The sequence below is a fragment of the Gimesia alba genome (genome assembly GCF_007744675.1).
Classification (GTDB): Bacteria; Planctomycetota; Planctomycetia; order Planctomycetales; family Planctomycetaceae; genus Gimesia; species Gimesia alba.
Genome location: NZ_CP036269.1, coordinates 1761175 through 1786996, shown reverse-complemented (window position 1 = coordinate 1786996; position 25822 = coordinate 1761175). Strand labels below are relative to the sequence as shown.

The following is a 25822-nucleotide window of genomic DNA, read 5'->3' as shown; positions in this document are numbered from 1 at the left end:
GTTTGTGAATTCTAGTTCGCAGACCCCTGTTTTGCCTCCTATCGATGGCATAATGCGAGAACAAAACTTAAAGAGTTCTCTCGCCAGGAATCACTGTTTTGCTTTTCAAAAAAGAGTTTGTGCCCTTCTTTCAGGCTCTCACAATAGACGATCTCACTCAGAGCGTTTCCAGCTTGTCCCAGGTCGCCAAAAAGATGAAACTCCAATAGAATCGTACTGTCAGATTTTTCACTGAATAAATTCCAGCGAATCACCTCATCCTTTTCGACCAAAAACAATTCATCACAGTTTTCAAGATCCCATCCCCTTGCCCGAAACAGAGCGAGCAAATCTTGCATTCGTTCTTTTGACATTTGAAGCTCGCTGATTTTCCTGTAATTACAAGACGATTGTTTCATGAAACCGCCATGATGACCAGTGGCGCTAACAGGGTAATCAGCACCAGCGCTACTGGATAGACGGTGGCATAGCTGGTTGCGGGCACACTCGAATCGATGGCAGACGTGACCGCGCCCAGTCCCGGCGTCGAGGTCATCGCCCCGCAGATTCCCCCAGCGGTTTCCAACAGATCCAGCTTTAAGAAAAATCGAGCCACGAGAAATCCCGTCAATAAAGGTACCAGCACCACAATCGCCGCCACCAGACACAACGTCCAGCCGTTCTGTTGCACCACCGAGACAAACTTGTCTCCCGCCTGACAGCCTGCCTGTGCCAGAAAGACCGTCAGCCCCAGTTCAGCCAGCATCAGCCGCCCAGCGCGAGGCATTCTGACTGTAATCGAACCGAACTGCCCAAAGTGTCCTAGAATCAGTCCCACGATGAGCGGACCGCCGGCCATTCCCAGCGAAAGCGATTCGCCCGCCAATGAAAACTGGATGCGTCCCAGAATCATTCCCAGGATCAAGCCCCCCGCCAGGGTAATGAAATCGGTTTCGTCGGCAGTGCGTGCCCGATGTCCTGCGAACGCGGCAAATTTTTCAAGGTTTTCCGGTTCACCCACCGCCCGCAGTAAATCGCCAAAATGAATCATCTCGTCCGGACCGGGAACAAATTCGATATCCTGTCGGGTAATCCGTGAAATCGTGACGCCAAACCGAGAAAGCAAATGGAGCTCTTTGAGCGTGTGCCCCACCAGTTCTTTTGCAGTCACCACAATCTGCCGCCGCTGCCGTTCCACATCGAGCACAAATTGCGTTTCCGGGCAACGTTCTCCAATCGCTTCGATCACGGTTTCAATTTGGCCGACGCGTCCCACGATTAAGAGTTGTTGTCCCAGCGCCAGTTGAAAGGCGGCGGGAATCGGCCGTGGTTGGCCGTCAATGACAATCCGAGACACCTGACAATTCGATCTCGCCAGAACAGAAAGATCCCGTAAGCGCTTCCCGACAATCCTTTCATTTTTCACCTCAACCAGTTCACGCACAATCTTGCCCGGACCGTCCGCTGATCCGGTTTCAGATTCAGAATTCGCACCCGAATACAAGCGCGGCAATAACTGGATGAACAGGATCACCCCGACGACACCAAACGGATAGGCAATCCCAAAACCGACGGCGACATCCGAGCCCGCAGGCAGTTTCTCCGTCGCAGCTGCCAGAGCGGGAGTGCTCGTTAACGAGCCCGCCAGTATTCCACTGGCCAGATCGGGACTTATCTGAAATAGTCGTGCCAGAAGCCAGGTTGCCAGACCGGCCGAGACCATCATCGCGCCCGCCAGCATCGCCAGAGATTTTCCGCGGCTGACAAACATCCTCAAAAAGCTGGGGCCCGCGCCCACTCCCAGGCAATAAATGAAGAGTACGACACCTGCCAGCCCTACTTCGGGCGCCACCTGGTAGCCCCAGTGACCGGCCAACAACGCGACAAACACCACTCCCGAGGATCCGAGAGAAACGCCCCGAATCGAAATTTTGCCCAAAATCAGTCCGAATCCAATCATGGCAAACAACGCAACAATATCTTCGATCGATCTACACCTTATCTTAACTCCAGAACGCACTTCGGAACCACCGTAAGATAATCAACGAGCCGCTTGAGTGCTACAGGCAAGTTGATGAACTTAGCATGATATTTTCAAGAATCTAAACTAAGTAATGCACTCTATCTGCAAAGAACTGCATGATCTGACAGCGAACACGTTGAACGTTGAACAACCAATATCGAAATAATTACATCGCTCTTCAAAGACTTACAGGAAGATTTCTAATCGCATCAAGCAATGGCATACAACTTGCTCTTGAAATACAGGTCTCAGATCGAAAGGAGAAGAAATGATGTCATATAATAAAGTACAGGACATTTTAAAGTTGGTGCAGACGTTTCATCACAACATGCAACAAGCACTTGAACAGATTCAACAGGACTCATACTCAATCGTGGTCGAGTGGTTATCGGATCAAATCCGGCGTTATGAACAGCATTGGCAATCAGCTCTGGCTGACTACGAAAAGTATGGTGCACAAGATGTGCTTGATACTTGGTTGCAGTTTGTCCCGGATGAGACCGTTCGAAAAGAAATTAATTCGATTACCATTCACCCCGATATGACATTGGAAGAGCTCGTTGAAATCAATATGCGTTTTCGGAACGCGTTAATTGATTTATATCAGACACTGGCGACTGCTTCCGCAGCACCCCGTGTTCAGGAACTGTTTCAGCAGTTACTGGAGCAGGAACAAGCGGTTATCGCCCATCAGAGCTTCATGACACGCGAGTCAGATTTAGTCGACTCGGAAACATGTCACAAGAAAGAATAAAATCCATCTTGGATTACACTGCGATCTGGAATCGAACGCAAACTCAACTTGCCTCTGACTCTCCGAACAGATAAAACTAGCAATACGTGAATACGCTCGTTTTCTGTTCCAGAGTCAGGTCTAAAATGTTTTCTCAAATTCCTTATCTCGTTCTTCTCACCGTCGGCTTTTCAACGGGACCAGAAACCGTTCTCGATGATTTTCACTACGCGACCTCCTCGGAACTTAGAAAGTCGTGGACCGAACTTAAGGGAACACTGCCGCTCGCCATGCAACGGTCGAACGGAAAAAACGTGTTATTACTCTCGGCTCCGTTTTCATCCAATCCCGAGATGTCCCGCGCTGGCCTGGACAAGCAAGTGCGCCTCGACCTCACCACTCCGGGCACCTTCACACTCGATGTCAAACCGGATTCGCCCGACAGTAATCATCAGGTCAGCCTGTATTTTAAAAGTGGTCCCGGCTGGTATTCCACATCCGCCCGAGTCAAAGGCGACGATTGGCACACGCTCCGTTTTCCCAAAAGTGATTTCCGCGCAGAAGACAAACCGGCTGGCTGGGACAAAATAGAAACCATTCGACTCGTGATCTGGCGGGAATCCGATTCGGAACCCAATGCGCGCTTCCAGTTGCGCAACCTGAAAGCCTCGACAAACGAAATTGTGATTGTGGTACCTGATCTCGAATTACAAAAAAAAGAGGCCATCACTTTCTCAGCCGCCGATCGCATCGAAAACTTTCTGAAAACCGCTGGTATTCCCTGTGACCGAATCAGTGAGCCAGAACTCACAACCAAGTCTCTCGGTAAACGATCCGTTGCCATTCTTCCGTTTAATCCCAACATCTCAACCAAAGCGTGCGGCACACTCAATCAATTCATGGAACGGGGAGGCAAAGTCTTTCTCAATTTCAATATCCCCTCTGCTCTCGAAAATAATCTGGGCATCAAAAAAGGGAACTATTTCAAGCCAGATGCCCCCGGGGCCCTCTCCGCCATTCGACTCAAAGACGCGAAAATCCAGGGACTCCCGCCTGAAGTCAAACAGGCATCCTGGAATCTGGTTACTGGGATTCCTGCAGGTCACGGCGCCCGTGTCGTCGGTGTCTGGGTTGACGAAAAAGGGAAACCAGCTCGAAAACCCGCACTCATCGTCAGCAACCGCGGTGCGTACTTCAGCCATCTGATTCTGGGTGATGATCCCGTCAACAAGCAAGCTTTACTCACCGCCATCATGGGCCACTTCCAGCCCAAACTCTGGGATTCCATTGCTGCCGCCACGATTGAACAGGCCGATCACGTCGGTCCTTTCCAAACTTTTACCGATTTAAGGCGTCATATCATCACGACTGTCACGCCGCAATCAAGCCGTGATTTAGCGGCCCGCGATCTTGATAAAACCACAGTGTCTCTCAATCAAGCCAAACGCCTGCTTGAGCAGAACCAGGCCTTTCGGTCGATTCCCTTCGCCCGCAAATGCCGCAAGGAGCGGGTTAAAATCTATCTGCTCACACGAGCCAGCCCTCCCCGCGAAGCCCGTGCGGTCTGGGATCATTCTCCCACAGGCCCCTACCCCGGTGACTGGAATCGAACCTGCAAAGAACTCTCCGACGCTGGCTTTAACATGATTATCCCTAACATGCTCTGGGGAGGCCTCGCACATTATCCCAGCGATGTTTTGCCCCGCAGTCAGACGTATGAGAAATATGGCGATCAGATCGAACAATGCATCAAAGCCGCCCATCAGCACGGTCTGGAAGTCCATGTCTGGAAAGTCAATCACAATCTGTCGACGGCTCCTGCTTCGTTCGTCAAAAAAATGCGCGACGCCGGCCGCACCCAGGTCAGCGTCAAAGGAGAACCGTCCGACTGGCTCAATCCGGCCCATCCAGAAAACTTTCAACTCGAAGTCGACAGTATGCTGGAAGTCGTCAGGAAATATCCCGTCGATGGCATTCACTTTGACTACATCCGCTACCCCAATGATCGGCACTGCTACAGCGATTATAGTCGTAAAAAATTCGAATCCGATACTGGCATCAAAGTTCAGAACTGGCCCGGCGACTGTTATAACGGCAAACTGAAGAGCCAATACCGCGACTGGCGCGCCGCTCAGATTACGCGGCTTGTCGAAACCGTCCAGCGCGAAGCCCGCAAGATTCGTCCGGGCATTAAAATCTCGGCAGCCGTCTTCCGCGAATATCCCGACTGTCGTGAATGGGTCGCACAGGATTGGCCGCTCTGGGCAGAGCGCGGTTACCTCGATTTCATCTGCCCCATGGATTACACCGACAACGACACGCAGTTTCGCATCTGGATTGAAGACCAGCAAAAACACCTCGCCGGTCGCATTCCCATCTATCCCGGTATCGGTGCCCTTTCCACACGAACGACTTTAAGCAGTGATCGCGTCCTGGGACAGGTTGATGTCACCCGCCAACTCAATGCGGGAGGTTTCACCATCTTCAGCCTCAACCCGCAAACCCTCTCCAGCATCGTCCCCGATTTCAAACGCAGCGCCGGCAAGGTCAAAGCTGTTCCTACACACAGAAAAAAAAAATAAGTTCCCCCTCGTGAGCGAAATGGTGCCAAGTAGCGTTTTCGAAATCGGGTAAGCCCGAATGCAATTCGGGCCGAGCGCAGCGAGCAGGAGGTTGCGGTGTTTACTCACAATTTTAACCAGACTCACCAATTTCGTACGCACAAATAAATCTAACACAACACAAAATTTCGCCCGCGGGACCTGATCCCTCCCGTTGTCTTGCGACAACACCAAATTTTGTTCGGTGCTACTCGATGGTCTGGTAAAAAAACAGGCAGACCGGAAAACAATTTCCGATCTGCCTGCATTCATCCTTATAATCCGAGTCAATCCTCTGCACGGCTTCCGTCGCCGCACATTTTCACCACTTTCGGATTGAATCGGGCGACAATATCCACCAGGTCCTGCTGTTCTGCCATGACTTCCATGATGTTTTTATACACGCCCGGCACTTCATCCGCGCCGGCGGAAATCACGGTGATCCCGCGTTTTGCCAGATCATTGCGAACTGCTTTCCAGCGATATTTATCCTTCGCTTTGTTACGAGACATACAACGCCCCGCACCATGTGATGCCGAATTCAAACTCGCTGGATTTCCTTTTCCACGCACCACAAATGCCGGATCCGCCATTGAACCGGGAATCACACCCAGTTCGCCGGCCGCAGCGGGAGTCGCCCCCTTGCGATGCACGTAAAATTCCTTACCATCATGCTCTTCCTTCCAGGCAAAGTTATGATGATTTTCCACACCGGAAACCACCTTACTACCCAGAATTTCCGAAACATTCTGATGAATCACCGCATGGTTCGCAGCCGCATACTCGCCCATTAAATTCATCGCCGCCCAGTATTCCTGGCCCGCTTCCGAATCCATTTCCAGCCAGGCCAGTCGGCCCAGTTTATGATGACGTTTATGCAATCGCGCCTGTGCGATTGAAGAATATGTACTGCACACCGCGGCACCAGCGCCCCGGCTTCCACTATGGCTCAATAGCGCCACGTATTCGCCCGCTTCTAAACCCAGTTCGGCGTCGGCTTCCGTGAACGTCAATACGCCAAATTCGACAAAGTGGTTACCCGAACCCGAAGACCCCAGCTGCTTCCAGGCGCGGTCCTTCTTCTCGCGTGTCACTTTGGAAACGGTCCAGTCCTGATCCATCACACCGTGATACTGTCGCTTTTCATGTGCCGCACCCACACCGAATACGGTTCCCCGATTCAGCGCATCCACGAACTGATGCGGCTTCTGATCCAGCGCATCAACAGAAATATCCAGCACCGACAATTTCATGCGGCACGCAATGTCCACACCAACCGCGTACGGAATTACGGCATCTTCCAATGCCAAAACACCGCCGATCGGCAGACCATAACCCAGGTGCGCATCAGGCATCAATGCAGCACCCCGCGCAGATGGAACATGGCACGCCAGATCCATCTGAGAGAACGCACCTTCATCGATCCCCTCTTTACCCCAAACCTGGTAGTCGATCGGTTCGAACACTTCTTCACGATTATCTTCAATCAGCTCCAGAGCCAACTGCCGAAAGGACAGGTCTTCCAGAAACGCTTCCGGCTGTGCAACCACAGCCTGAACCAGTTCTTTCAACGCTTTACCACGTACCTTCCCTGCACCGGATCCTTTACCGTTTACTTTCTCTTCGGCAACTTTGTTCTGAATCGCTGTTTTCGCAGTCTTCAAACAATATTCTGGAACACCGATTTTCAGCAACTGTCGAGAGTTCATCTCTCTTCTCCTTAGTAATCAATTTGAATCCTATCACGATTCGTTCCCAGTGGACACAAACAAACCCGGCAGGTTCCCTTTTCTATTATTAATCCAAAACAAAACCAAAGTGTTTTCGTCTCGTGATTCCCGCAATCCTCATGATCTTCTTCCCTGCTATTCCAGCGACGACTCATTTCCGTCCAACAAAAAACAACACTCCCACGTAAAATTGACAAACATGAGTACTCACCAGACAAATGAAACAATGTCCCAAATTGAAAGACCCGCGCTATGCCGGAACCACCCTGAATTTGACCATGACGCATCAGATCAGCGTAACTCCAGACCTGACCGAAACATTTGATTCACAACAAGATACGTCAAATTCTGATTATCGACGTCTTGCAAAGGCTTTTGGCTGTGATTAGAATGAGGGGATGAACCTGAATTCAGGAATTTCAGCTTTGCTCCTCCATTCCTGAATACACTACCATCCCGCCTGCTGAGTCATGTGGCTCAGCTACCGCCGCTGCAAACTAATTTGGCTTGTCGGTCGGACAGGTATCACCAGAGATTCATTGACAAGTTGATTCTACAACGCCCCACTCCCAGTGATGGGCTATCAACTTGAAAATTACTACCCAGAAGGTGAATGTCATGCTTCTTGTGTGTTTGAGCAAGCGCTGTTTTACTGCTCTATTGCTAACGCTACTCTGCTGCTCACTGAATCAAGTACAGGCGCAGAATGCCGAGAAAGTCTCTCCCACGAAAATCCGTTCGATTCTTTCGGAAAACTGTTTTCAATGCCACGGGCCGGACGCCAAAAAACGAGCCGCCGATCTCCGCTTTGATACCAGAGAAGGCGCTTTTGCCGAACTGGACGGGCATAAAGCCATCGTCCCCGGCAACATCGAACAAAGCGAACTCATCACCCGCATCATCACCGCCGATGCCGACCTCAAAATGCCGCCAGCAGACAGTGGCAAAGAATTGACCGCAGAAGAAACAGCCCTGCTCAAACGCTGGATTCAGGAAGGCGCGGAATGGCAGGACCACTGGTCCTTTGTCACACCGAAAAAAGCTCCGCTTCCCGCCGTCAAGCAGAAAGACTGGGTGCGAAATCCCATCGATCAATTCATTCTGTCGCGTCTGGAAAAAGAAGGACTCAAGCCGTCTCCCGAAGCAGACCGACGTACTCTGATCCGCCGCGTCACTTTCGACCTGACCGGCTTGCCTCCCAAACCGGCAGACGTCGAAGCATTCGTGAACGACAAATCTCCCAACGCCTATGAAAAAGTCATCGATCGTCTGCTGGAATCTCCCCAGTACGGCGAGCATATGGCACGCTACTGGCTGGACGTCGCCCGCTACGGCGATACCCACGGTCTGCACCTGGATAACTTTCGTGAAATGTGGCCTTACCGGGACTGGGTCATCAAGGCCTTCAATACCAATCTGCATTACGATCAATTTGTCATTGAACAACTGGCCGGCGATTTACTGCCCAATGCGACCATGGATCAACAGATCGCCACCGGCTTTAATCGCTGTCACGTGACCACCAACGAAGGAGGCTCGATTGCGGAAGAAGTCTATGTCCGTAATGTCATTGACCGCGTCGAAACCACCGGCCAGGCCTTCATGGGCTTAACACTGGGCTGCGCCGTCTGCCACGACCATAAATTTGATCCCTTCACAAAAACCGAATTCTACCAACTCTTCGCTTTCTTCAATAATCTGGACGGCCCAGCCATGGACGGCAACATTAAGGACTCTCCCCCTTCATTGAGAGTCCCCAATGCCGCACAGTCCAAACAACTCAAAGCATTCAAAGATCAGCTGGCCGCACTGGGACAACAGGGAAACAACCGAATCAAAACCAACGAGCCCGCGTTTCAATCCTGGTTACAGTGGAAACAACAAATTCAGAAAACGGGCAGCGATCCGAACCTCTCGATCCCGCAACCGGGCGGCGTTTTGGCAGCATTTAATCTAGACGAAAAAGAAGACACCACAGGCGCCGATCATTCTAATTCGAAAAACAAAGCCACCGTCAAAGGCAAACCGGCCTGGACTGCGGGGAAATTCGGAAACGGATTCCAGTTCACTGCCGGGAATTATCTGGATCTCGGGAAGACAGGCCAATTCGCCAAAGCGACTCCTTTCAGCTTTGCGATCTGGGTCAAAACCAACGGTGCCACTTCGGGACCGATTGTTTCGAGCATCAATCCCAATTCACAGGAACGCGGCTACGATCTGCAAATCAAGAATCGCAGTCTCAGCGTGCGGCTCATCGATCGCTGGCCCGGATACGCGATTCAAGTCCAGACTAAAAACAACGAAATCACCCCCAACCAGTGGCACCATGTCTGTGTGACTTACGATGGTTCCGCCAAAGCACATGGCGTCGCCGTTTATGTAGATGGAAAATCTTCTGAGCTGACGATCTCGTCAGACTCATTTAAAAACACAACATCGCTGAATTCCGCCACACTGCTCTTGGGACACTCCAGTACCAACGCCCATTTGACAAATGGATTCGTCGACGAATTTCGGATCTTCGATCATGAATTATCTGAAACCGAAGTCAATCAGGTCTTCTTCGACAAACAGATCACCCCGGTCCTGCAACTGACGGCTGATAAACGTACGCCACAACAGACCGATTTATTACGACAATATTATTTGAATCAATTCGATTCGGAATACCGAAAGGTGCTCGCCCAAAAAGTCCAGGTCAAAGCCCAGGAAGAAAAATTGACACAGTCGCTCCCTACCACCCTGGTCTTCCGCGAACGAAAAGGCATTAAAGATGCCTTCGACTTGAAACGGGGACAGTACGATCAGAAAGGGGAGAAAGTCACTCGCAAAACTCCTTCGCAGTTCCCACAGATGGCAGCCGAATGGCCCGTCAATCGCCTGGGTCTGGCGAATTGGCTGGTGGCTCCCAATCATCCGCTGACCTCACGCGTTGCTGTGAATCGCTACTGGCAGCAACTGTTTGGGATCGGCATCGTGGAAACCAGTGAAGACTTTGGAAATCAGGGAGCGGCTCCCAGCCATCCCGAACTGCTCGACTGGCTGGCAGTTGATTTCCAGGAACACCACTGGGATATCAAACGCTTCATGAAACAACTGCTGATGTCTGCCAGCTATCGACAAAGCTCAAATGTAACTCCTGAACTGTATCAGAAAGATCCGAAGAACCGCCTGCTCGCACGCGGACCTCGTTTCCGTCTCGACGCAGAAATGCTCCGCGATCAGGCACTGGCTGTTAGTGGCTTACTTGTCCCAACAGTCGGCGGTCCCAGCGTCAAACCACCTCAACCAGACGGACTTTGGTTCGCCGTCGGTTATTCCGGCTCGAATACGGTTCGCTTCAAAAAAGACTCAGGCCCCGACAAAGTCTTCCGTCGTGGACTCTATACATTCTGGAAACGGACCGCACCGCCGCCAGAGATGTCCACGTTTGATGCCCCCAGTCGTGAAGCCTGCACGATGCGACGCGAACGGACCAATACACCACTCCAGGCATTGTTATTGTTGAATGATCCTCAATATCTGGAAGCAGCCCGGGCCTTCGGCCAGCGGATGATGAAAGAAGGAGGTAAGACTCCCGAAGAACGCATTCGCTTCGCTTATCTATTGGCCACCGGCAAACCAATTGCTGCGGAAGATCTGAAACTCGCATTAAATACATACCAGGATATGCTGAAGCACTATCAATCCGATACCAAAGCGGCGACCGACTTGCTGGCCGTTGGTGAATCCAAACCGGACGCAAGCTTGAATCCACAGGAACTGGCCGCCTGGACGATGATTGGAAACCTCATTCTCAATCTGGATGAAGTGCTCACCAAAGACTGATCTCATTGAAAACAGTTTTCAACAAATCAACGGGGACTACAAAAGTCCAACACTGCATAAATAAAAGTAAGGTACTGACATGAATCCCATTCAGGAACATCTCTCGCAAATCACTCGACGCCATTTTTTCAAGACCGGCGGATTAGGGTTGGGCACGGCTGCACTCGCATCCCTGGAATCACAACACAACCAGGCCCAGGCAGCGCCCACGGAAATGAAAGCGACCGGCGGACTGCCGGGAGTCCCCCATTTTGCCCCCAAAGCAAAACGCGCCATCTATCTGTTTATGGCAGGGTCTCCCTCGCAACTGGATACATTCGACTACAAGCCGTCTCTCGATAAACTATTCGATAAAGATCTGCCGGAAGAAGTTCGCAAAGGCCAGCGTTTGACAACAATGACGTCCGGTCAGTCTCGCTTCCCTCTGGCACCATCCAAATTCAAATTCACAAAACATGATAACGGCGGCGAAGGCGCCTGGATCAGCGAGCTTCTGCCGCACACGGCCGGAATCGTCAAAGACATCTCAATTGTCCGCTCGATCTGGACCGAAGCCATCAATCATGACCCCGCGATTACGTATATCTGTACCGGAAACCAACTCCCCGGTCGCCCCAGCCTGGGTTCCTGGCTGAGTTATGGGCTGGGCTCCATGAACGAAAATCTTCCTTCATTCGTTGTTCTCACCTCAACCTGGTCCGGCCGTCAGCAGGCGCAGGCACTCTACAACCGTCTGTGGGGCAGCGGATTCCTGGCCAGTAAATATTCCGGCGTCTCGCTCCGTTCCAAAGGCGACCCGGTTCTGTTTCTTTCCAACCCTCCCGGCGTTTCCGCAAAACTGCGACGACGCATGCTGGATACACTGGCAGAAATGAATCAGAACGAATTCAACGCCATTGGCGATCCCGAAATTCAAACACGGATTTCCCAATACGAAATGGCATTCCGCATGCAGACGTCGGTTCCCGAACTGACCGACATCTCCAAAGAAACCAAAGCCACACTCGATATGTATGGCCCCGATGTGCATAAGCCGGGCACGTTCGCGTATCACTGTCTGCTGGCCCGCCGCATGGCAGAACGCGGAGTGCGGTTCTCACAAATCTTCCACCGCGGCTGGGACCAACACGCCAACATCGCCGGCGATTTGCCCAAGCAGTGCAAAGACATCGACCAACCCGCCGCCGCTTTGGTCAAAGACCTGAAGCAACGCGGCATGTTGGATGATACTCTGGTGATCTGGGGTGGAGAATTCGGCCGCACCGTGTATTGCCAGGGAAAACTGACGCGTGAAAACTACGGACGCGACCATCACCCGCGCTGCTTCAGTATCTGGATGTCAGGCGGCGGCATCAAAGGTGGAGTCGTACATGGTACCACCGACGATTTCAGTTACAACATCGTGGATAAGCCCGTACATATCCACGAATTCAACGCCACGATCCTGAAGTGTCTGGGAATCGATCACAAAAAACTGAGCTACAAATTCCAGGGACTCGACCAACGCCTGACCGGTGTCGAGGAACATCATCCCGTCAAGGAAATCCTGGCGTAAAGAATTAGATAACAAACCGGAGGTAGGCCCGAATGCAATTCGGGCCGAACGCAGCGAGCAGGAAACCCTCGGGGCAAACGTTCGATTCAGCTCTATCTCACTCAGTGCAGGTTTTCGAGTTGTTCGTAACGGCACTGTCGGACAAGCCGAACAGTGGCACACCAGCATCATTCTGTAGAAACATTTGGTCCCCCTAATCACTCATTTTTTTTCGTGTGCTTTCGTGGTAGCAAGAAATATCGGGTGGCACCGTTGGCTTGCCCAACGGTGAATCGGATCACGTTTGAAGTCATATCACACAATAATAGATCATCTATCTACTCAACAAAATTTTCTTCTGTTACTCTTTATCGGCAGCCTGCTTTTGCAGTTTCAACATCTGCTCTGCATAACGCTTGCCGAATTCTTTTTCTGCAGCAGCGTTGAAGTGAACCTGATCACTTTTAGCCTTCAGCCCCTTAGACGAAGCCACCGCCGTCCCGGGTACCGTCTTCGCAATCCCGTGTAATGCCTCGTTCACCGTACCCGCACCAGGACGCATGAAGAATTCTCCCAGCTCGCCCATCACAAACGGCATATCGGGCTCATTCAAATCGGTTCGCAAATCGACAATCATGCCGGACAACCGTTTCTGGTAGCTGTTATACAATTCCGGCTTGGAAGAATCGCCTTCCCCCTGATGCCAGATCGCCCCTTTAATCACACCTTTCTTCTGGTTCTTTTTCGCCCATTTGACAGCACGCTCATATAAGTCGCCCCCTTTGACCCAGCGACTGAGTGGTGTCCCACCAACTGCTGCCGGGATTAATCCAATGGTAACGTCCGGGTGGGCGTCCGCGATTGCAGGACCAAACCCCGACCCTGGTCCCACGCCGGCAATCTTTGGCTTGTCAAAGTGCAGCGGGTCGGTCGCAGGAACCCAGTTCCCTTTTTTGTCCAACTTCAAAACCCGGGGATGCGGCTTATTCGCAGCGGGATCAACAACACCGCGCCCTGCCATATTTGACTGCCCGATGAGCAGATAAATATGGAAGTTTTCTTTCTCCGGCAGTTTCGTTGTTTTTTTATCCGCATGAGCAGAACTCGAAACAGCAAACAACCCCATGAACAAGGCCACACTCAGAATCAATTTAATTTTCATTTTTTATTATTCCAGCAGGAAATGGAGAGACATTTTGATCAAACTTTAATTTACTATAGAGGATCACATGATTCGACATCAAACAATCGGTTTCATTATTTTTTGCAGGAATATCAACAACATGAATTCAATCTCCCGACAAGCGCTCATTCTTTTCTCCCTGATTGGTCTTATGGGACAGTCCTTCGAGACAACTGTCGAGGCGGCTGATAATAAACGTGCCACCAAAGGCAAAGCCTGGAAACCACTCAAAGGCGCGGAGTTTAAAGTCTATAAACCGACAGAGCAAGGCGATCTGCATCTCAACATCTTCAAACCCAAAGACTGGAAAGCCGGCGATTCCCGCCCTGCCATTGTTTTCTTCTTCGGTGGTGGTTGGACCGGCGGTAGCCCCAGCCAGTTTGAGCCGCACTGTAAACATCTGGCTTCAAAAGGCATGGTCGCCTGCGCGGCCGAATATCGCATCAAATCCAAACACAAAACCACCCCCTTCGAATGTGTCGCCGACGGAAAATCAGCCGTCCGCTGGATTCGTCAACATGCGGCCGAACTGGGCATTGATCCCAACCGCATCGTAGCGGGCGGCGGGTCAGCCGGAGGTCACGTCGCCGCCTGCACCGGAACCGTTGTCGGATTTGAAGAATCAAACGAAAACCAAAATATTTCCTCCGCCCCCAATGCAATGGCGTTGTTTAACCCGGTCGTCGATACCACTGAGACCGGCTGGAAAGGGGGACCAAGACAACTCGGCGAGCGCTGCAAAGAAATTTCTCCCATCCATTTCATCCGCAAGGACCTGCCTCCCACCATCATTTTTCACGGCACGGCCGACACCACCGTCCTCTTCGAAAATGTGGAACGGTTTACCAAACAGATGAAAGAAAACGGAAATCGCTGTGAATTGGTTGGCTACAAAGATCAAGGACACGGCTTTTTCAATCTGAGCAAAAACAAAGCGAACTACGATTCCACGATCGAAAAGTTGGACGCGTTCCTGACTTCCCTGGGATACCTGAATCAGAAATAGCAATACTCTGCTGAACCTGCCTGCAGACACACGCCACAAATAGACTAAAGGAATCGAAACCATGACCGGTCTCTCATCCCGGAAGATTCTCTCATGTACCTGCCTGAGAAATTCAGTGCTGCTGATCTGTCTGTCATTTTCGATTTCGTCTGCAATCCAGGCGGCAGAGATTCAGACTCCCCGCTCACTCGATGACCGGCTGACAATTGAACTCTTTGCTTCCGAGCCCGATATCGTAACCGTCACCGGCTTGACCGTCGATCAAGAAAACCGGGTGTACGTCGTCGAAAGCCACACTCACTTTCGCCCGGAAAATTACAAAGGTCCCAAAACAGACCGAATTCGTCTGCTGCAAGACACCACCGGCGATGGTCGCGCAGATCGCATTCAGACATTCTACGAAGGTTCCACCGAAACCATGAATGTCGCCGCTCACCCCGATGGCTGGATTTATGTCGCCACCCGCAGCACCATCTTTCGGCTACGAGATAAAGATAATAATGGCAATGCCGATCTCCGCCAGAACCTGGTTCAGCTGGAAACGACAGCCACCTATCCCCACAACGGCTTCTCCGGTTTTGCCTTTGATTTCTTCAACAACATCTATTTCAGTATGGGAGAAAATGAAGGCGCCGATGCCGAGCTGGTCGGCGATTTTGGAAATATCTATTTCACACTCGGCCAGAACTACGGCGACGACGCGATGCTCATCGGTAAAGGAAACATACGCATCCCTGCACTTCGTGGCGAAGGGGGCATCTTTCGCTGCCGTACGAATGGCAGCCAGCTCGAACGCATTGCCACCGGGTTCTGGAATCCGTTCCACCTCTGCTTCGATACTAACGGCCGCATGTTTGTCGGCGACAATGATCCCGGCAATCGCCCTCCCTGTCGCCTGCTCACCATCGTCGAAGGCGGCGATTATGGATACCGCCGTCGCACGCTCGAACCCTTCATCGCCGTCAATGCGGAAACACCGGGCACGCTTCCCATGACTTCGTCGACAGGCGAATCGCCGACCGGTTTAATCGTTTATGAATCAGATCAGCTTCCCGCCGACTATCGAGGTGATCTGCTGGTTGCCAGTTGGGGAGAGCACCGCATCGACCGTTACCACCTGACTCCCGACGGTGCCTCATTCAAAACCACCACACAGCCCGTCATTGCCGGTAAAGAACATTTTCGCCCCGCAGGCATCGCCGTTGGCCCGGATGGCAGCCTGTATGTCGGTGACTGGGCCGACCGTTCCTACCCACTACATGGAAAAGGCCGCGTCTGGAAAATCAGCGCCGTGAATCCTCCGCAAACAGCTTCCAAGATTTCTCTCACCGCCAAAGACTGGCAGAAACGCGATGCAGCTGCGCGCAAGTTACTGGCACAGGGAGACACGGGACTCACAGAACTGAAAGCAGCGTTCAAGAATTCTGACCCGCGTGTCAGAGCCGTTGCCTTGAATGCTTTGATCAGTGCGAAAAAAATGACGCCGAATCTGGTCGCATCTGTCCTGAAAGACAAACAGTCCGGACTTCGCGAACAGGCCGTCACCCGTCTTCCCGCGGATCTGGTTGATTTCCAGGAAGTCGCTTCCCATGATGCTTCTCCCGCCGTCCAGGCAGCCGCGTTAAGGCGCATCACAGACAAATCAGCTTTGCCACTCTTATTTGAACGTCTAAAAAGTACAGATCTGTTCATGCAGCAGGCAGCACGACAGGGGCTCAGAAATACATTAACCGACGCGGTATTGCAGCAGACCTTTTCAAACAGTGAACCCGCGGTCCGACTGGCCGTAATTTTGCTGTTAAAGGAAAGCACATCGCCGCCGTCGGTCCCCTTATTAAAGCAGGCATTGAAAGATGACAATCCGCAGGTGCGGTTTGTCGCCGTCGAATGGATTGGTCGCGATCAACTCAAAACATTTCGTGAAACGCTGATTTCTGATCTCGCCCGAAACGCCACCACGCCCGAACTGTTGAAAGCCTATCTGGCATCCATCGCCCAGCTGGATGGCGTCATGAAAGACTGGACTCGCGGCACCACTGGTGACTGGTGGGTCGCCAAATCAAACGCCCAGCAGCAAGCCGCTCGTTTACTCGATCTACCTGAAACTTCACCTGAGGTACTGAAACAGATTCTGCTGTTTCTCCCCGCGAAGCATCCGGCATTAACGGAAAAGAAACTGACCGAACTGTTAAAGTCAACTGATCCCGGAGTTCAAACGGAAGCCGTTCGGACCTTACGCGAACTGAAAACCAATTCGGTGCGCGAGAAACTCTTGCAGCTGGCCTTGAATGCAAACATCGATCCCAATCTACGCGCGGAAGCCGTCATCAATCTTGATTCTTCTCGGCCGGAAAATATCGCTCCTCTCCTACAACTGGCGCAAGACAAAAACGCAACCGTCAGCAAAGAGGCACTGCGTACATTAACCGGAGCCAGCTTGACTGAAACGCAACAAAACAGACTCAAACAAATGGCGACCGCTGAAACAGAAAAAGCGGCACTCATCGAACGAGTCCTGACGCGACAGGTCACTCAGAAAAAGCCGACGAAAGATCAATTATCCGACTGGATGCACACGTTAGCAGGCCCCGCCGATCCCTTGGCAGGCCAGCGACTCTTCTTCCATCCACAAGGTCCCGGCTGTTTTCGCTGCCACCAGATTGACGGGAGAGGCCAGCAGGTCGGTCCCGGTTTACTTCGCACCAATGGCCGGATTTCCCTTAACCGCGAACGACTGGTGGAAGCCATCATCAACCCCAGCAAGGACATTGATCCTGGCTTTCTGCCGTTGACGATTGTGACCGTCGACGGCAAGACTGCGTCCGGCATCTACCACAAACACAATAACAAAGAACGTTCGATCTATGACTCAAACGGAAAAATCATCTCGTTCAAAATCAGTGACATTGAAGAAATGATTCCGTCTAAAACGTCGATCATGCCCAACGGCCTGATTGATCGAATGACGCTGCAGGAATTTCGAGACCTGATCGCCTATCTGTTGCCTGAAGCGAATGACAAAACCGCTTCCGACTGATTGCAACAAACTAGATTACCGAACAGCGCCGCCATTCACATTGATCACCTGCCCGGTAATATAAGCAGCTTCTCGGCTGCAAAGAAAACGCGCCATCTTGGCGATGTCTTCCGGTTTCCCCCAGCATTTCATGGGGGTTTCCTGTTTGACCCGTTCCTGCCAGACCTCGCTTGCCGTTTCACCCCAGGCGGTCTGAATCCAACCGGGGGCAATGCAATTCACGCGCACATCTGGTGCCAGCGAAACTGCCAGCGAACGACTGAAGCCCATAATCGCATTCTTACTCGCCGCAAATAATTCGCCGCTGTCCCCTTCCATCCCCCGATCCGATTGATCCCAGCCGATATTTAAAATGCAGCCGGTCCCTTGTTGCTGCATCCGTAAACCGACTTCGCGTGATAATAACACCGTTCCCCGCACATCAACCTCGAACAGTTTTTCCAGCTTATGATCGTAATCCAGCTTCGCCTCAGCGCCCGTCAATAAATCAACGCCCGCATTGTTAATCCACAGATCCAATGCCCCCCATTCTCCAAACGCCTGGTCGATGAAGGCAGAATAGTTTTCTCGATGCGCCAGATCTGCAGAAAGGGCGGCCGACTTTCTGCCGCGCTGCTGAATTTGTTCCACCACTTCCTGCGCTGCGTCTTTGGAATTCCGAAAATGAATCAGAACATCAGCGCCCGCGTCGGCCAGCTCTAGCGCAATTGCTTTGCCAATCCCCGTAGAAGAACCAGTGACTAAAGCTGTCATGCCCGACAAATCACAGAACGAAGATACAGACACTACATAACCCCAATATCAAAAGAGACTTAAGAAAACGTTCCACAAGCTATTTTCTGAATAATTAGATAAACTGGATAAATACTAGTTGACGAGTGGGCAGAGCACTACCATAATTGCCAACGAATTGAGGGAGCGTTCTTTGTTTTATTTTTAGAAAGTGAAGCGTCTCCCCAACATCACATCTTTCGCCTGTCTGGCAAACAATACAAGTAGTTGAGTAGGTACTTCAGCTTAGATCTGCGCGCCACGTATTACAGGCGATTTTGGGCCACAATGTAGTAAAAGGTTGGTATGGCCAGCGGTTGGCTGCTTGTTTTTTGTAACTCCTTCCCCCCACGGATATCGTGTGCGGAACGTACTTAATTATGCCCCACAGGCCGGTCGCTGAATATATGCGACGGTTTAAAAAGAGCTTTTTTGCATGAATTTAAAAAAGGAAACTAGTAATATGGCCACAAATCTTGTGGATCCGCCCCAAGAACAGTCGACACAGCGATTCCCAACGCTGCCAGATCATCTTGAAAAGAACTTAGTTAAAGTATTTAAGTTGCTGTCTGACGAGACACGACTTCGAATCATGCTCTACCTGGCCCAGGAAGAAGAATTATTCGTAACTGCTTTATGCGAACGGCTGAACCAGAGTCAACCAGCAGTCAGCCACCATCTGGCATTACTGCGGGATGCTGGCCTGATTGAAGCACGTCGCGACGGAAAACACAATTTCTACTCGATTTGCCGCGAACACTTCCATTCGATTATGGGAGAATTGTTCAATAGTTTTAACGATCCCGATGAAAATATCATCCGGATTGACAATTTTGTGCTGACACAAAATCTGAGCTAATCTCCCTTGGGGATCAAATCAGAAAAATCCTATCGAAGAGGCCGGCGGATTACTGCCGGTCTCTTTTTATTTGCGCTGATCTTTGATAGAACATATCAGATTTAATCAAATTTATTCCCATGTCCTGAGATCAGTGTAGATAATGCAGAAAACAGCGAAGTTAGCCCTTGCCGATGGTAGTGTGTTCACAGGGACGGCTTTTGGTGCGGATGGGGAAGTCCACGGTGAAGTTGTGTTCAACACGAGCATGACCGGATACCAGGAAATCCTGACGGACCCCTCCTACTGCGGTCAAATCGTCACCATGACCTATCCACAAATCGGCAACTACGGAATCGTACCCGAAGATGTGGAATCATCGGGAATCGCCTTACAAGGTTTCATCATCCGTGAGCTTTGTGAAATCCCCAGCAATTATCGCGCAACACAGACGCTGGATGAATACCTCAAGGCAGCCGGTGTCATCGGTCTGCAAGGCATCGATACCCGCGCACTGGTCCGAAAAATCCGTACTGTGGGCGCCATGACAGGAGTCCTTTCGACCGAAGATCTCGACGATGAATCGCTGGTGAAAAAAGCACAAAATAGCCCCCAACTGGCCGGTCAGGATTTAGTCAGTCAGGTGATTCCCCAATCAGCATGCGAATGGGAAGAAGGCCTGTCCGAACTGGCCCAAAGCAGTTCTACCCACTCCTTCGCAGGAAACATGATCGACACCCTGGCGGAAAATGAAGACAACACCGACTGTGACTTTCACATTGTGGCCATCGATTACGGCATGAAATGGAATATTGCCCGGCACCTGAAACAACTTGGATGCAAAGTCACGATCCTTCCCGGCAATTGTACCGCACAGGATGTCTTGGACCTGAATCCGGATGGCGTCTTCCTGTCAAACGGCCCCGGCGATCCAGAACCATTGACCTACGCCATCGAAACCATTCGTGGTCTTTTGGGAAAAGTTCCTATTTTCGGAATCTGCCTGGGCCATCAATTGCTCGGCCTGGCCTGTGGCTGCAAAACATTCAAACTCAAATTCGGACATCGCGGTGCCAATCAACCTGTCGTCAACCAGGATACCGGGCAGGTGGAAATCACCTCACAAAATCATGGATTTGCCATTGATCCTGAATCCATGCCCGACGATGTCGAAATCACACACATTAATATGAACGATAACACGGTCGCAGGCTTAAGGCACAAAACATACCCCGCGTTCAGCGTACAATATCACCCTGAAGCATCAGCGGGCCCGCACGACAGCCACTACCTGTTTCAACAATTCTTTGACAGTATTAAGCAGGCACAAGTTTCATCCTGAACGCCTTACCCTGGCAAGCAATTCAGGCTTGAAATAAGCGACGATTTCCATTCCAATTCACTCTGACGTGAATTTTCCGTAGAAGAAATCTGCCTGCGGGTTAAAACAGACATCCGAACAAACGCATTTAGACTGAGCAGGGACAGAACCAATTCCCTCAAATCCTTACAGACAATCGATACGATAGAAAGAACTCCACATGGCACTCGAACAAACATTGATCCTGATTAAACCCGATGCGGTGCAGCGACGTCTGGCGGGCACCCTTTTATCCCGCTTTGAAAACAAAGGGTTGAAAATCGTCGGGCTCAAAATGCTGCAGGTCACCAAAGAATTATCAGCCGAACACTATGCAGAACATGTGGAAAAACCATTCTACCCGCTGCTCGAAGAATTCATTACCGCCGGTCCCGTCGTCGCGCTTGTTGCCGAAGGCCCGGAAGCCATCTCTGTCGTGCGATCCATGATGGGTTCCACCAATGGTCGCGAATCCGCACCGGGAACCATTCGTGGCGATTACGGCGTCAGCCGCCAGATGAATCTGGTTCACGGCAGTGACGGACCGGAAGCCGCTGCCCGCGAAATCAAAATCTACTTCAAACCCGAAGAGCTAATCGACTACGATACCTCTCTCGGCGGCTGGGTTTGTGCAGACGACGAAAAGTAAACGTTCGCAGACGGTATTCTCAATATATAAAAAAAGGGCAACCAGATTCACCGGTTGCCCTTTTCTCTTTGAGACTCATTCAGTCCACCAGATTTAAGCGGCAGCTTCTATCGCCCGCTTGACTGCAGCCCCCATGTCGGCGGGGCTTTCTGCCACGACAACACCGGCTGCTTCCAGAGCGGCAATTTTTTCATCAGCGGTTCCACTTCCCCCGCTGATGATCGCCCCCGCGTGTCCCATCCGTTTTCCGGGAGGTGCCGTCTTACCGGCAATGAACCCGGCCACCGGTTTGGTGACATGTTCCTTGATGTATTCGGCCGCTTCGATTTCGGCCGTTCCACCGATTTCACCAATCAGCATGATCGACTCCGTCGCAGGATCGTTCTCGAACAGTTCCAGCAGATCGATAAATGTGGTGCCGATGATCGGGTCACCACCAATGCCCACAGCAGTTGTCTGGCCTAAACCGACATTACCCAGCTGCCAAGCGGCTTCGTAGGTCAGCGTTCCACTCTTGCTGATCAGCCCTACGGAACCAGGCGTATGAATATAGCCGGGCATAATGCCGATTTTCGCAATGCCGGGAGTAATCACTCCAGGACAGTTCGGGCCAATCAGGCGGCTCTTTTTATCCTTGAGATAGTCCATCACCCGCACCATATCGGTAACAGGTACGCCTTCGGTGATGGCAATGATCAATTCCATGCCGGCATCCGCGGCTTCCATGATTGCTTCGCCACAAAATGGCGGCGGAACGAAAATCAAACTTGTGTTCGCGCCGGTTTTTTCGACCGCTTCTTCAACCGTGTTATACACCGGAAACCCGTCGACTTCTGTGCCCCCTTTACCGGGAGTCACGCCGCCTAACAATGGCGTCCCATATTCGCGGCACTGCTGGCTGTGAAACAGACCGGACTTACCGGTGATCCCCTGGCAAATGACGCGTGTCTTTTCAGTAACTAAAATACTCATAATCTGTCACCCTTGCGGGAAATGTGTTTTTTAAAGATGGCTAAGATCGCTTTTTACAAAACAACCACGTCAAATCATCTCGGCCCGCTGAATTCACAGGCCGTCTGGTCCTAGGAACTTAAAGTGGCAACGACTTTCTGAGCAGCATCTGTTAAATCGGTCGCGGAAATAATATCCCGACCACTTTCAGAAAGCATTTTACGGGCCACTTCCACATTGGTCCCTTCCAGACGAACCACTAGAGGCACCGTGAAACCAACCTTCTCGTAGGCTTCCAGTAATGCAGTCACAATCGTGTCGCACTTCATGATCCCGCCAAAGATATTCACCAGGACCGCTTTGACGTTTTCGTCCGCCAGGATAATCCGAAATGCTTCGGTTACCTGATCGACATTCGCTCCGCCACCGACGTCCAGGAAGTTAGCAGGCTCGCCACCATGATGCTTGATCAGATCCATCGTACTCATCGCCAGGCCAGCCCCGTTAACCAGACAGCCAATGTTTCCATCCAGTTTGACGTAGCTCAAACCGGCATTGCCTGCAGCAACTTCGGCCGGGTCTTCTTCGGTCAGGTCCCGCAGTTCGTCAAACGGCTTATGACGGAACAGTGCATTGTCATCAAAGGTCACTTTCGCATCCAAGGCCACCAGATCCCCTTCGCCGGTGATCACCAGCGGATTGATCTCGGTCATGCTGCAGTCGTTATCAACAAAGAATCGGCTGAGCTGGCAGAAAAACTTCTCGGCACTGCGAACGGTTTTCCCTTCCATACCCAATTTGAACGCCAGCTTGCGGGCTTGAAATCCGAGCAAACCGGTGTGAATGGAAAAGGGCTCGCTCAGAATTTTTTCAGGAGATTTTTCGGCAACGACTTCGATTTCCATTCCCCCTTCGGTAGAGAGAATCATCACCGGGCCGCCTGCTTCACGGTCAATCACACACCCCAGATACAGCTCTTTGGCAATATCCAGTCCCTGTTCGATGAACAGTGTATTAACCTGCTTCCCCTCCTCGCCTGTCTGGATGGTGACCAGAGTTGATCCCAGCATCCGTTCGGCGTTCTCGCGAACTTCCTCTGCGGACCGTGCCAGAACAACACCCGCTTGATCGGGGTGTTCTTTGAAACGACCTTTTCCGCGGCCTCCGGCGTGAATTTGTGATTTCACAACCACCAACGGACGGTCCAGTTTCTCAAATGCGGCCACCGCTTCATCGGCGGTTTTCGCTATGATTCCCTCAGGTACGGGAATCCCGGCTTCGCGAAACAACTGTTTGGCCTGATATTCGTGAATTTTCATTGATTTTTCAGACTTTCTCCTGAAAATTTGCTACCGACTAGATTAACGGCGATTCAAAAAATGGCGAGCCACCATCTTGAACTCAGGCCATCATAACGGGTTCACGACGGCATATCCAGCAAGCCATCCTCGCCTTCGCCGTAAAATTTCTGCATAATGGAAATCCAATCGGCTTGTCAGATTCATTTGACTTTTGAGCCTTCAAAATCGAGGCAACCACCGGCAGCGATCTACAAACATTCACAAAAAAAAGGGAAACGCGATGCTCAAAGGAATTCCTCCGATACTCTCCCCCGATCTGATGCACACAATCATGAATATGGGGCACGGCGATGATATTGTACTCGCAGACGGAAACTTCCCCGCCGACTCACACGCCCAGCGGATCATCCGCCTTGATGGCCATGGGGTCCCTGAAATCTTAGATGCGATGCTGCAGTTCTTCCCGCTCGATACCTTCGTGGATCAGCCAGCCGGCTTAATGAACCCCGTCGACGAAAAGACGACGGAGCCTCCCATCTGGAGCACCTACCAGCAACTCATTCAAAAGCACGACAGCCGGAACTTCGAGCTGGAAAAAATCGAACGCTTCGAATTTTACGAACGCGCCAAACAGGCCTACGCCATCGTCGCCACCAGCGAAACAGCCCTGTATGCCAACCTGATTCTCAAGAAAGGGGTCGTGGTGGAATAGCTGTTCTCAGTGAGAACAAACGAATTCTTTCACAGAAGAAAATTGCATCGCGGCGTAGGGGCGGTGCCTATGTGCCCGCCCGCCTTGCCGGACTCAATTTTGTATCACTCTCCGATGGAAGTATCTGAAGCATTCATACGCCCCTGATTCTGCGGGCAACCACACAGGGTTGCCCCTACAATTGCAGATATTGTTGCAAGTCAAAGCCTACTTCAACAAAATCGTCTGCTCACGGTCGGGTCCGACGGAAACGATCTCGACCGGTTTGCCGATGATCTCTTCGATTGCCTTGATATAGGCGACGGCATTTTCCGGCAGGTCTTCCATGCGACGGATGCCGGTAATATCCTCTTTCCAGCCGGGAATCGTTCGATAAACTGGCTTGGCCTGTTCCAGATCGAGAATATGGCTGGGGAAGTCAGTCACCTGCGTGCCATTCACATCGTAAGCTTCACAGACTTTCAACTCGTCCAGCCCGCTTAAGACATCCAGCAGCATCACGGCAATACAGTCGACGCCGCTGATGTTGGCTCCGTAGCGGGTGGCAACGGCATCGAACCAGCCACACCGCCTGGGACGGCCGGTCACAGTTCCGTATTCATTCCCCACATCGCGAATCCGCTGTCCGATTTCATCGTGCAGTTCGGTTACAAACGGCCCACCTCCGACACGCGTGGTATACGCTTTGACGACACCGATCATCTTGTCGATATAACGTTCCGAGACACCACTTCCATTATGAATGCCACACCCGGAACTGTTGGAGGAAGTTACGTAAGGGAATGTACCATGGTCGATATCAAGCAGGCTCCCCTGTGCCCCTTCGAACAGAATCTTGCGTTTCTCGTCGACGGCCTTCAGCAGATAAGCACTCGTATCAACAACATGTGCCTTCAGTTTTTCGGCATAAACAGAATATTCTTCGTAGATCGCATCAACAGACAATGGTTCTGAATCAGGATCCAATGATTGGAACATCTTGTTTTTGTAAGGAACGATCTCTTCCAGGCGGCTGCGGAAATAGTCCGGGCGGATCAAATCTCCCATACGAATTGCATGGGTACGGCCTGCTTTATCACGATAGCAGGTACCAATGCCCCGCATGGTGGTCCCGATGGCTTTCTCTTTGCGACTTTCTTCGAAAATGACTTCTTCCTGCATGTGATAAGGAAAAATCACATGCGCGCGGTCACTAATCAAGAGCCGACTCGCTTCAATCGGGCCATTCTGCTCTGCGATCGACGCCATCTCTTTCAGGAAGGCCTTGGGGTTGATCACCACTCCGCCGGTAATCACGGACGTCACATTGGGATTCAGCACACCAGCCGGCAGCAACGAGAGTTTATAGGTTTTTCCGTCAAATTTGACAGTGTGGCCTGCATTATTGCCTCCCAGATAGCGAACCACGATTTCGTGCTGCTCTGAAAGTAAGTCTACAATTTTGCCCTTGGCTTCATCGCCCCACTGTAATCCAATTACCGACGTCGCTGACACTACACTATCCCGCTGGTTGAGTTAAAAATATTGAAAAATGACTGGCAATATTGATTCAGGATCGAATCAAACAGGGCGCATACAACGCGCGCA

Annotated in this window: 18 protein-coding genes; 10 read left to right on the top strand and 8 right to left on the bottom strand. The window is 51.4% G+C overall.

The window, feature by feature from the left end:
* Positions 1 to 38 precede the first annotated feature (38 nt).
* Both Pan241w_RS06945 and Pan241w_RS06940 read right to left on the bottom strand, forming a co-directional pair.
* Entirely contained in the window at positions 39 to 353 is a 315-nt protein-coding gene (locus Pan241w_RS06945; protein ID WP_145212912.1) for a hypothetical protein, read from the bottom strand.
* Positions 354 to 394: 41 nt separating this feature from the next.
* Positions 395 to 1939, bottom strand: a complete 1545-nt coding sequence (locus Pan241w_RS06940) for an aspartate:alanine exchanger family transporter (RefSeq protein WP_232107465.1) — start codon at positions 1937 to 1939, stop codon at positions 395 to 397.
* Positions 1940 to 2270: 331 nt separating this feature from the next.
* Between Pan241w_RS06940 and Pan241w_RS06935 the strand changes: the two genes are divergently transcribed.
* Complete coding sequence (locus Pan241w_RS06935) at positions 2271 to 2756, top strand: ferritin family protein (protein WP_145212907.1); 486 nt, start codon at positions 2271 to 2273, stop codon at positions 2754 to 2756.
* Between the two features lie 125 nt (positions 2757 to 2881).
* A complete protein-coding gene (locus tag Pan241w_RS06930) occupies positions 2882 to 5317 on the top strand; it encodes a glycoside hydrolase family 10 protein (RefSeq protein WP_145212904.1) in 2436 nt (811 codons plus the stop codon).
* Between the two features lie 305 nt (positions 5318 to 5622).
* Here the strand turns inward: Pan241w_RS06930 and Pan241w_RS06925 are convergent, their stop codons facing one another.
* Positions 5623 to 7044: an RtcB family protein gene (locus Pan241w_RS06925; protein WP_145212901.1), complete on the bottom strand. Its 1422-nt coding sequence runs from the start codon at positions 7042 to 7044 to the stop codon at positions 5623 to 5625.
* Between the two features lie 639 nt (positions 7045 to 7683).
* On the opposite strand from Pan241w_RS06925, the gene Pan241w_RS06920 reads away from it, so the two are divergent.
* Complete coding sequence (locus Pan241w_RS06920; protein ID WP_145212899.1) at positions 7684 to 10893, top strand: DUF1553 domain-containing protein; 3210 nt, start codon at positions 7684 to 7686, stop codon at positions 10891 to 10893.
* A 79-nt stretch (positions 10894 to 10972) separates the two neighbouring features.
* On the top strand, positions 10973 to 12448 hold the full coding sequence (locus Pan241w_RS06915) for a DUF1501 domain-containing protein (RefSeq protein ID WP_145212896.1): 1476 nt from the start codon (positions 10973 to 10975) through the stop codon (positions 12446 to 12448).
* Between the two features lie 340 nt (positions 12449 to 12788).
* Here the strand turns inward: Pan241w_RS06915 and Pan241w_RS06910 are convergent, their stop codons facing one another.
* Positions 12789 to 13589, bottom strand: a complete 801-nt coding sequence (locus Pan241w_RS06910; RefSeq protein WP_198000363.1) for a sialate O-acetylesterase — start codon at positions 13587 to 13589, stop codon at positions 12789 to 12791.
* A gap of 121 nt (positions 13590 to 13710) precedes the next feature.
* On the opposite strand from Pan241w_RS06910, the gene Pan241w_RS06905 reads away from it, so the two are divergent.
* Both Pan241w_RS06905 and Pan241w_RS06900 read left to right on the top strand, forming a co-directional pair.
* Positions 13711 to 14616, top strand: a complete 906-nt coding sequence (locus Pan241w_RS06905; RefSeq protein WP_145212893.1) for an alpha/beta hydrolase — start codon at positions 13711 to 13713, stop codon at positions 14614 to 14616.
* A 61-nt stretch (positions 14617 to 14677) separates the two neighbouring features.
* A complete protein-coding gene (locus Pan241w_RS06900) occupies positions 14678 to 17653 on the top strand; it encodes a PVC-type heme-binding CxxCH protein (RefSeq protein ID WP_145212890.1) in 2976 nt (991 codons plus the stop codon).
* Between the two features lie 15 nt (positions 17654 to 17668).
* Here the strand turns inward: Pan241w_RS06900 and Pan241w_RS06895 are convergent, their stop codons facing one another.
* Positions 17669 to 18406, bottom strand: coding sequence for an SDR family NAD(P)-dependent oxidoreductase (locus Pan241w_RS06895; RefSeq protein WP_145223248.1), 738 nt, complete (start codon positions 18404 to 18406; stop codon positions 17669 to 17671).
* Positions 18407 to 18887: 481 nt separating this feature from the next.
* Here Pan241w_RS06895 and Pan241w_RS06890 point away from each other — a divergent pair, with 481 nt between their 5' ends.
* The 3 genes from Pan241w_RS06890 (at position 18888) to ndk (ending at position 21271) form a co-directional block, all read left to right on the top strand.
* Complete coding sequence (locus Pan241w_RS06890; RefSeq protein ID WP_145212887.1) at positions 18888 to 19283, top strand: ArsR/SmtB family transcription factor; 396 nt, start codon at positions 18888 to 18890, stop codon at positions 19281 to 19283.
* Positions 19284 to 19425: 142 nt separating this feature from the next.
* Positions 19426 to 20604 carry a glutamine-hydrolyzing carbamoyl-phosphate synthase small subunit gene (gene carA, locus Pan241w_RS06885; protein ID WP_145212884.1) on the top strand — a complete coding sequence of 393 codons (1179 nt, stop codon included), beginning with the start codon at positions 19426 to 19428 and terminating at the stop codon, positions 20602 to 20604.
* A 199-nt stretch (positions 20605 to 20803) separates the two neighbouring features.
* A complete protein-coding gene (gene ndk, locus Pan241w_RS06880) occupies positions 20804 to 21271 on the top strand; it encodes a nucleoside-diphosphate kinase (protein ID WP_145212881.1) in 468 nt (155 codons plus the stop codon).
* A gap of 93 nt (positions 21272 to 21364) precedes the next feature.
* On the opposite strand, the gene sucD is transcribed toward ndk, so the two are convergent.
* Together sucD and sucC are read right to left on the bottom strand one after the other, a co-directional pair.
* The gene (gene sucD / locus Pan241w_RS06875; protein WP_145212878.1) at positions 21365 to 22243 is read right to left on the bottom strand and encodes a succinate--CoA ligase subunit alpha; all 879 of its coding nucleotides are present in this window, start codon (positions 22241 to 22243) and stop codon (positions 21365 to 21367) included.
* Between the two features lie 110 nt (positions 22244 to 22353).
* Positions 22354 to 23541, bottom strand: coding sequence for an ADP-forming succinate--CoA ligase subunit beta (gene sucC, locus Pan241w_RS06870; RefSeq protein WP_145212875.1), 1188 nt, complete (start codon positions 23539 to 23541; stop codon positions 22354 to 22356).
* Positions 23542 to 23803: 262 nt separating this feature from the next.
* On the opposite strand from sucC, the gene Pan241w_RS06865 reads away from it, so the two are divergent.
* Positions 23804 to 24235, top strand: coding sequence for an RbsD/FucU family protein (locus tag Pan241w_RS06865; RefSeq protein WP_145212872.1), 432 nt, complete (start codon positions 23804 to 23806; stop codon positions 24233 to 24235).
* A gap of 207 nt (positions 24236 to 24442) precedes the next feature.
* Here Pan241w_RS06865 and Pan241w_RS06860 read toward each other — a convergent pair whose 3' ends face one another.
* Positions 24443 to 25729: an adenylosuccinate synthase gene (locus Pan241w_RS06860; RefSeq protein ID WP_145212869.1), complete on the bottom strand. Its 1287-nt coding sequence runs from the start codon at positions 25727 to 25729 to the stop codon at positions 24443 to 24445.
* Positions 25730 to 25822 lie beyond the last annotated feature (93 nt).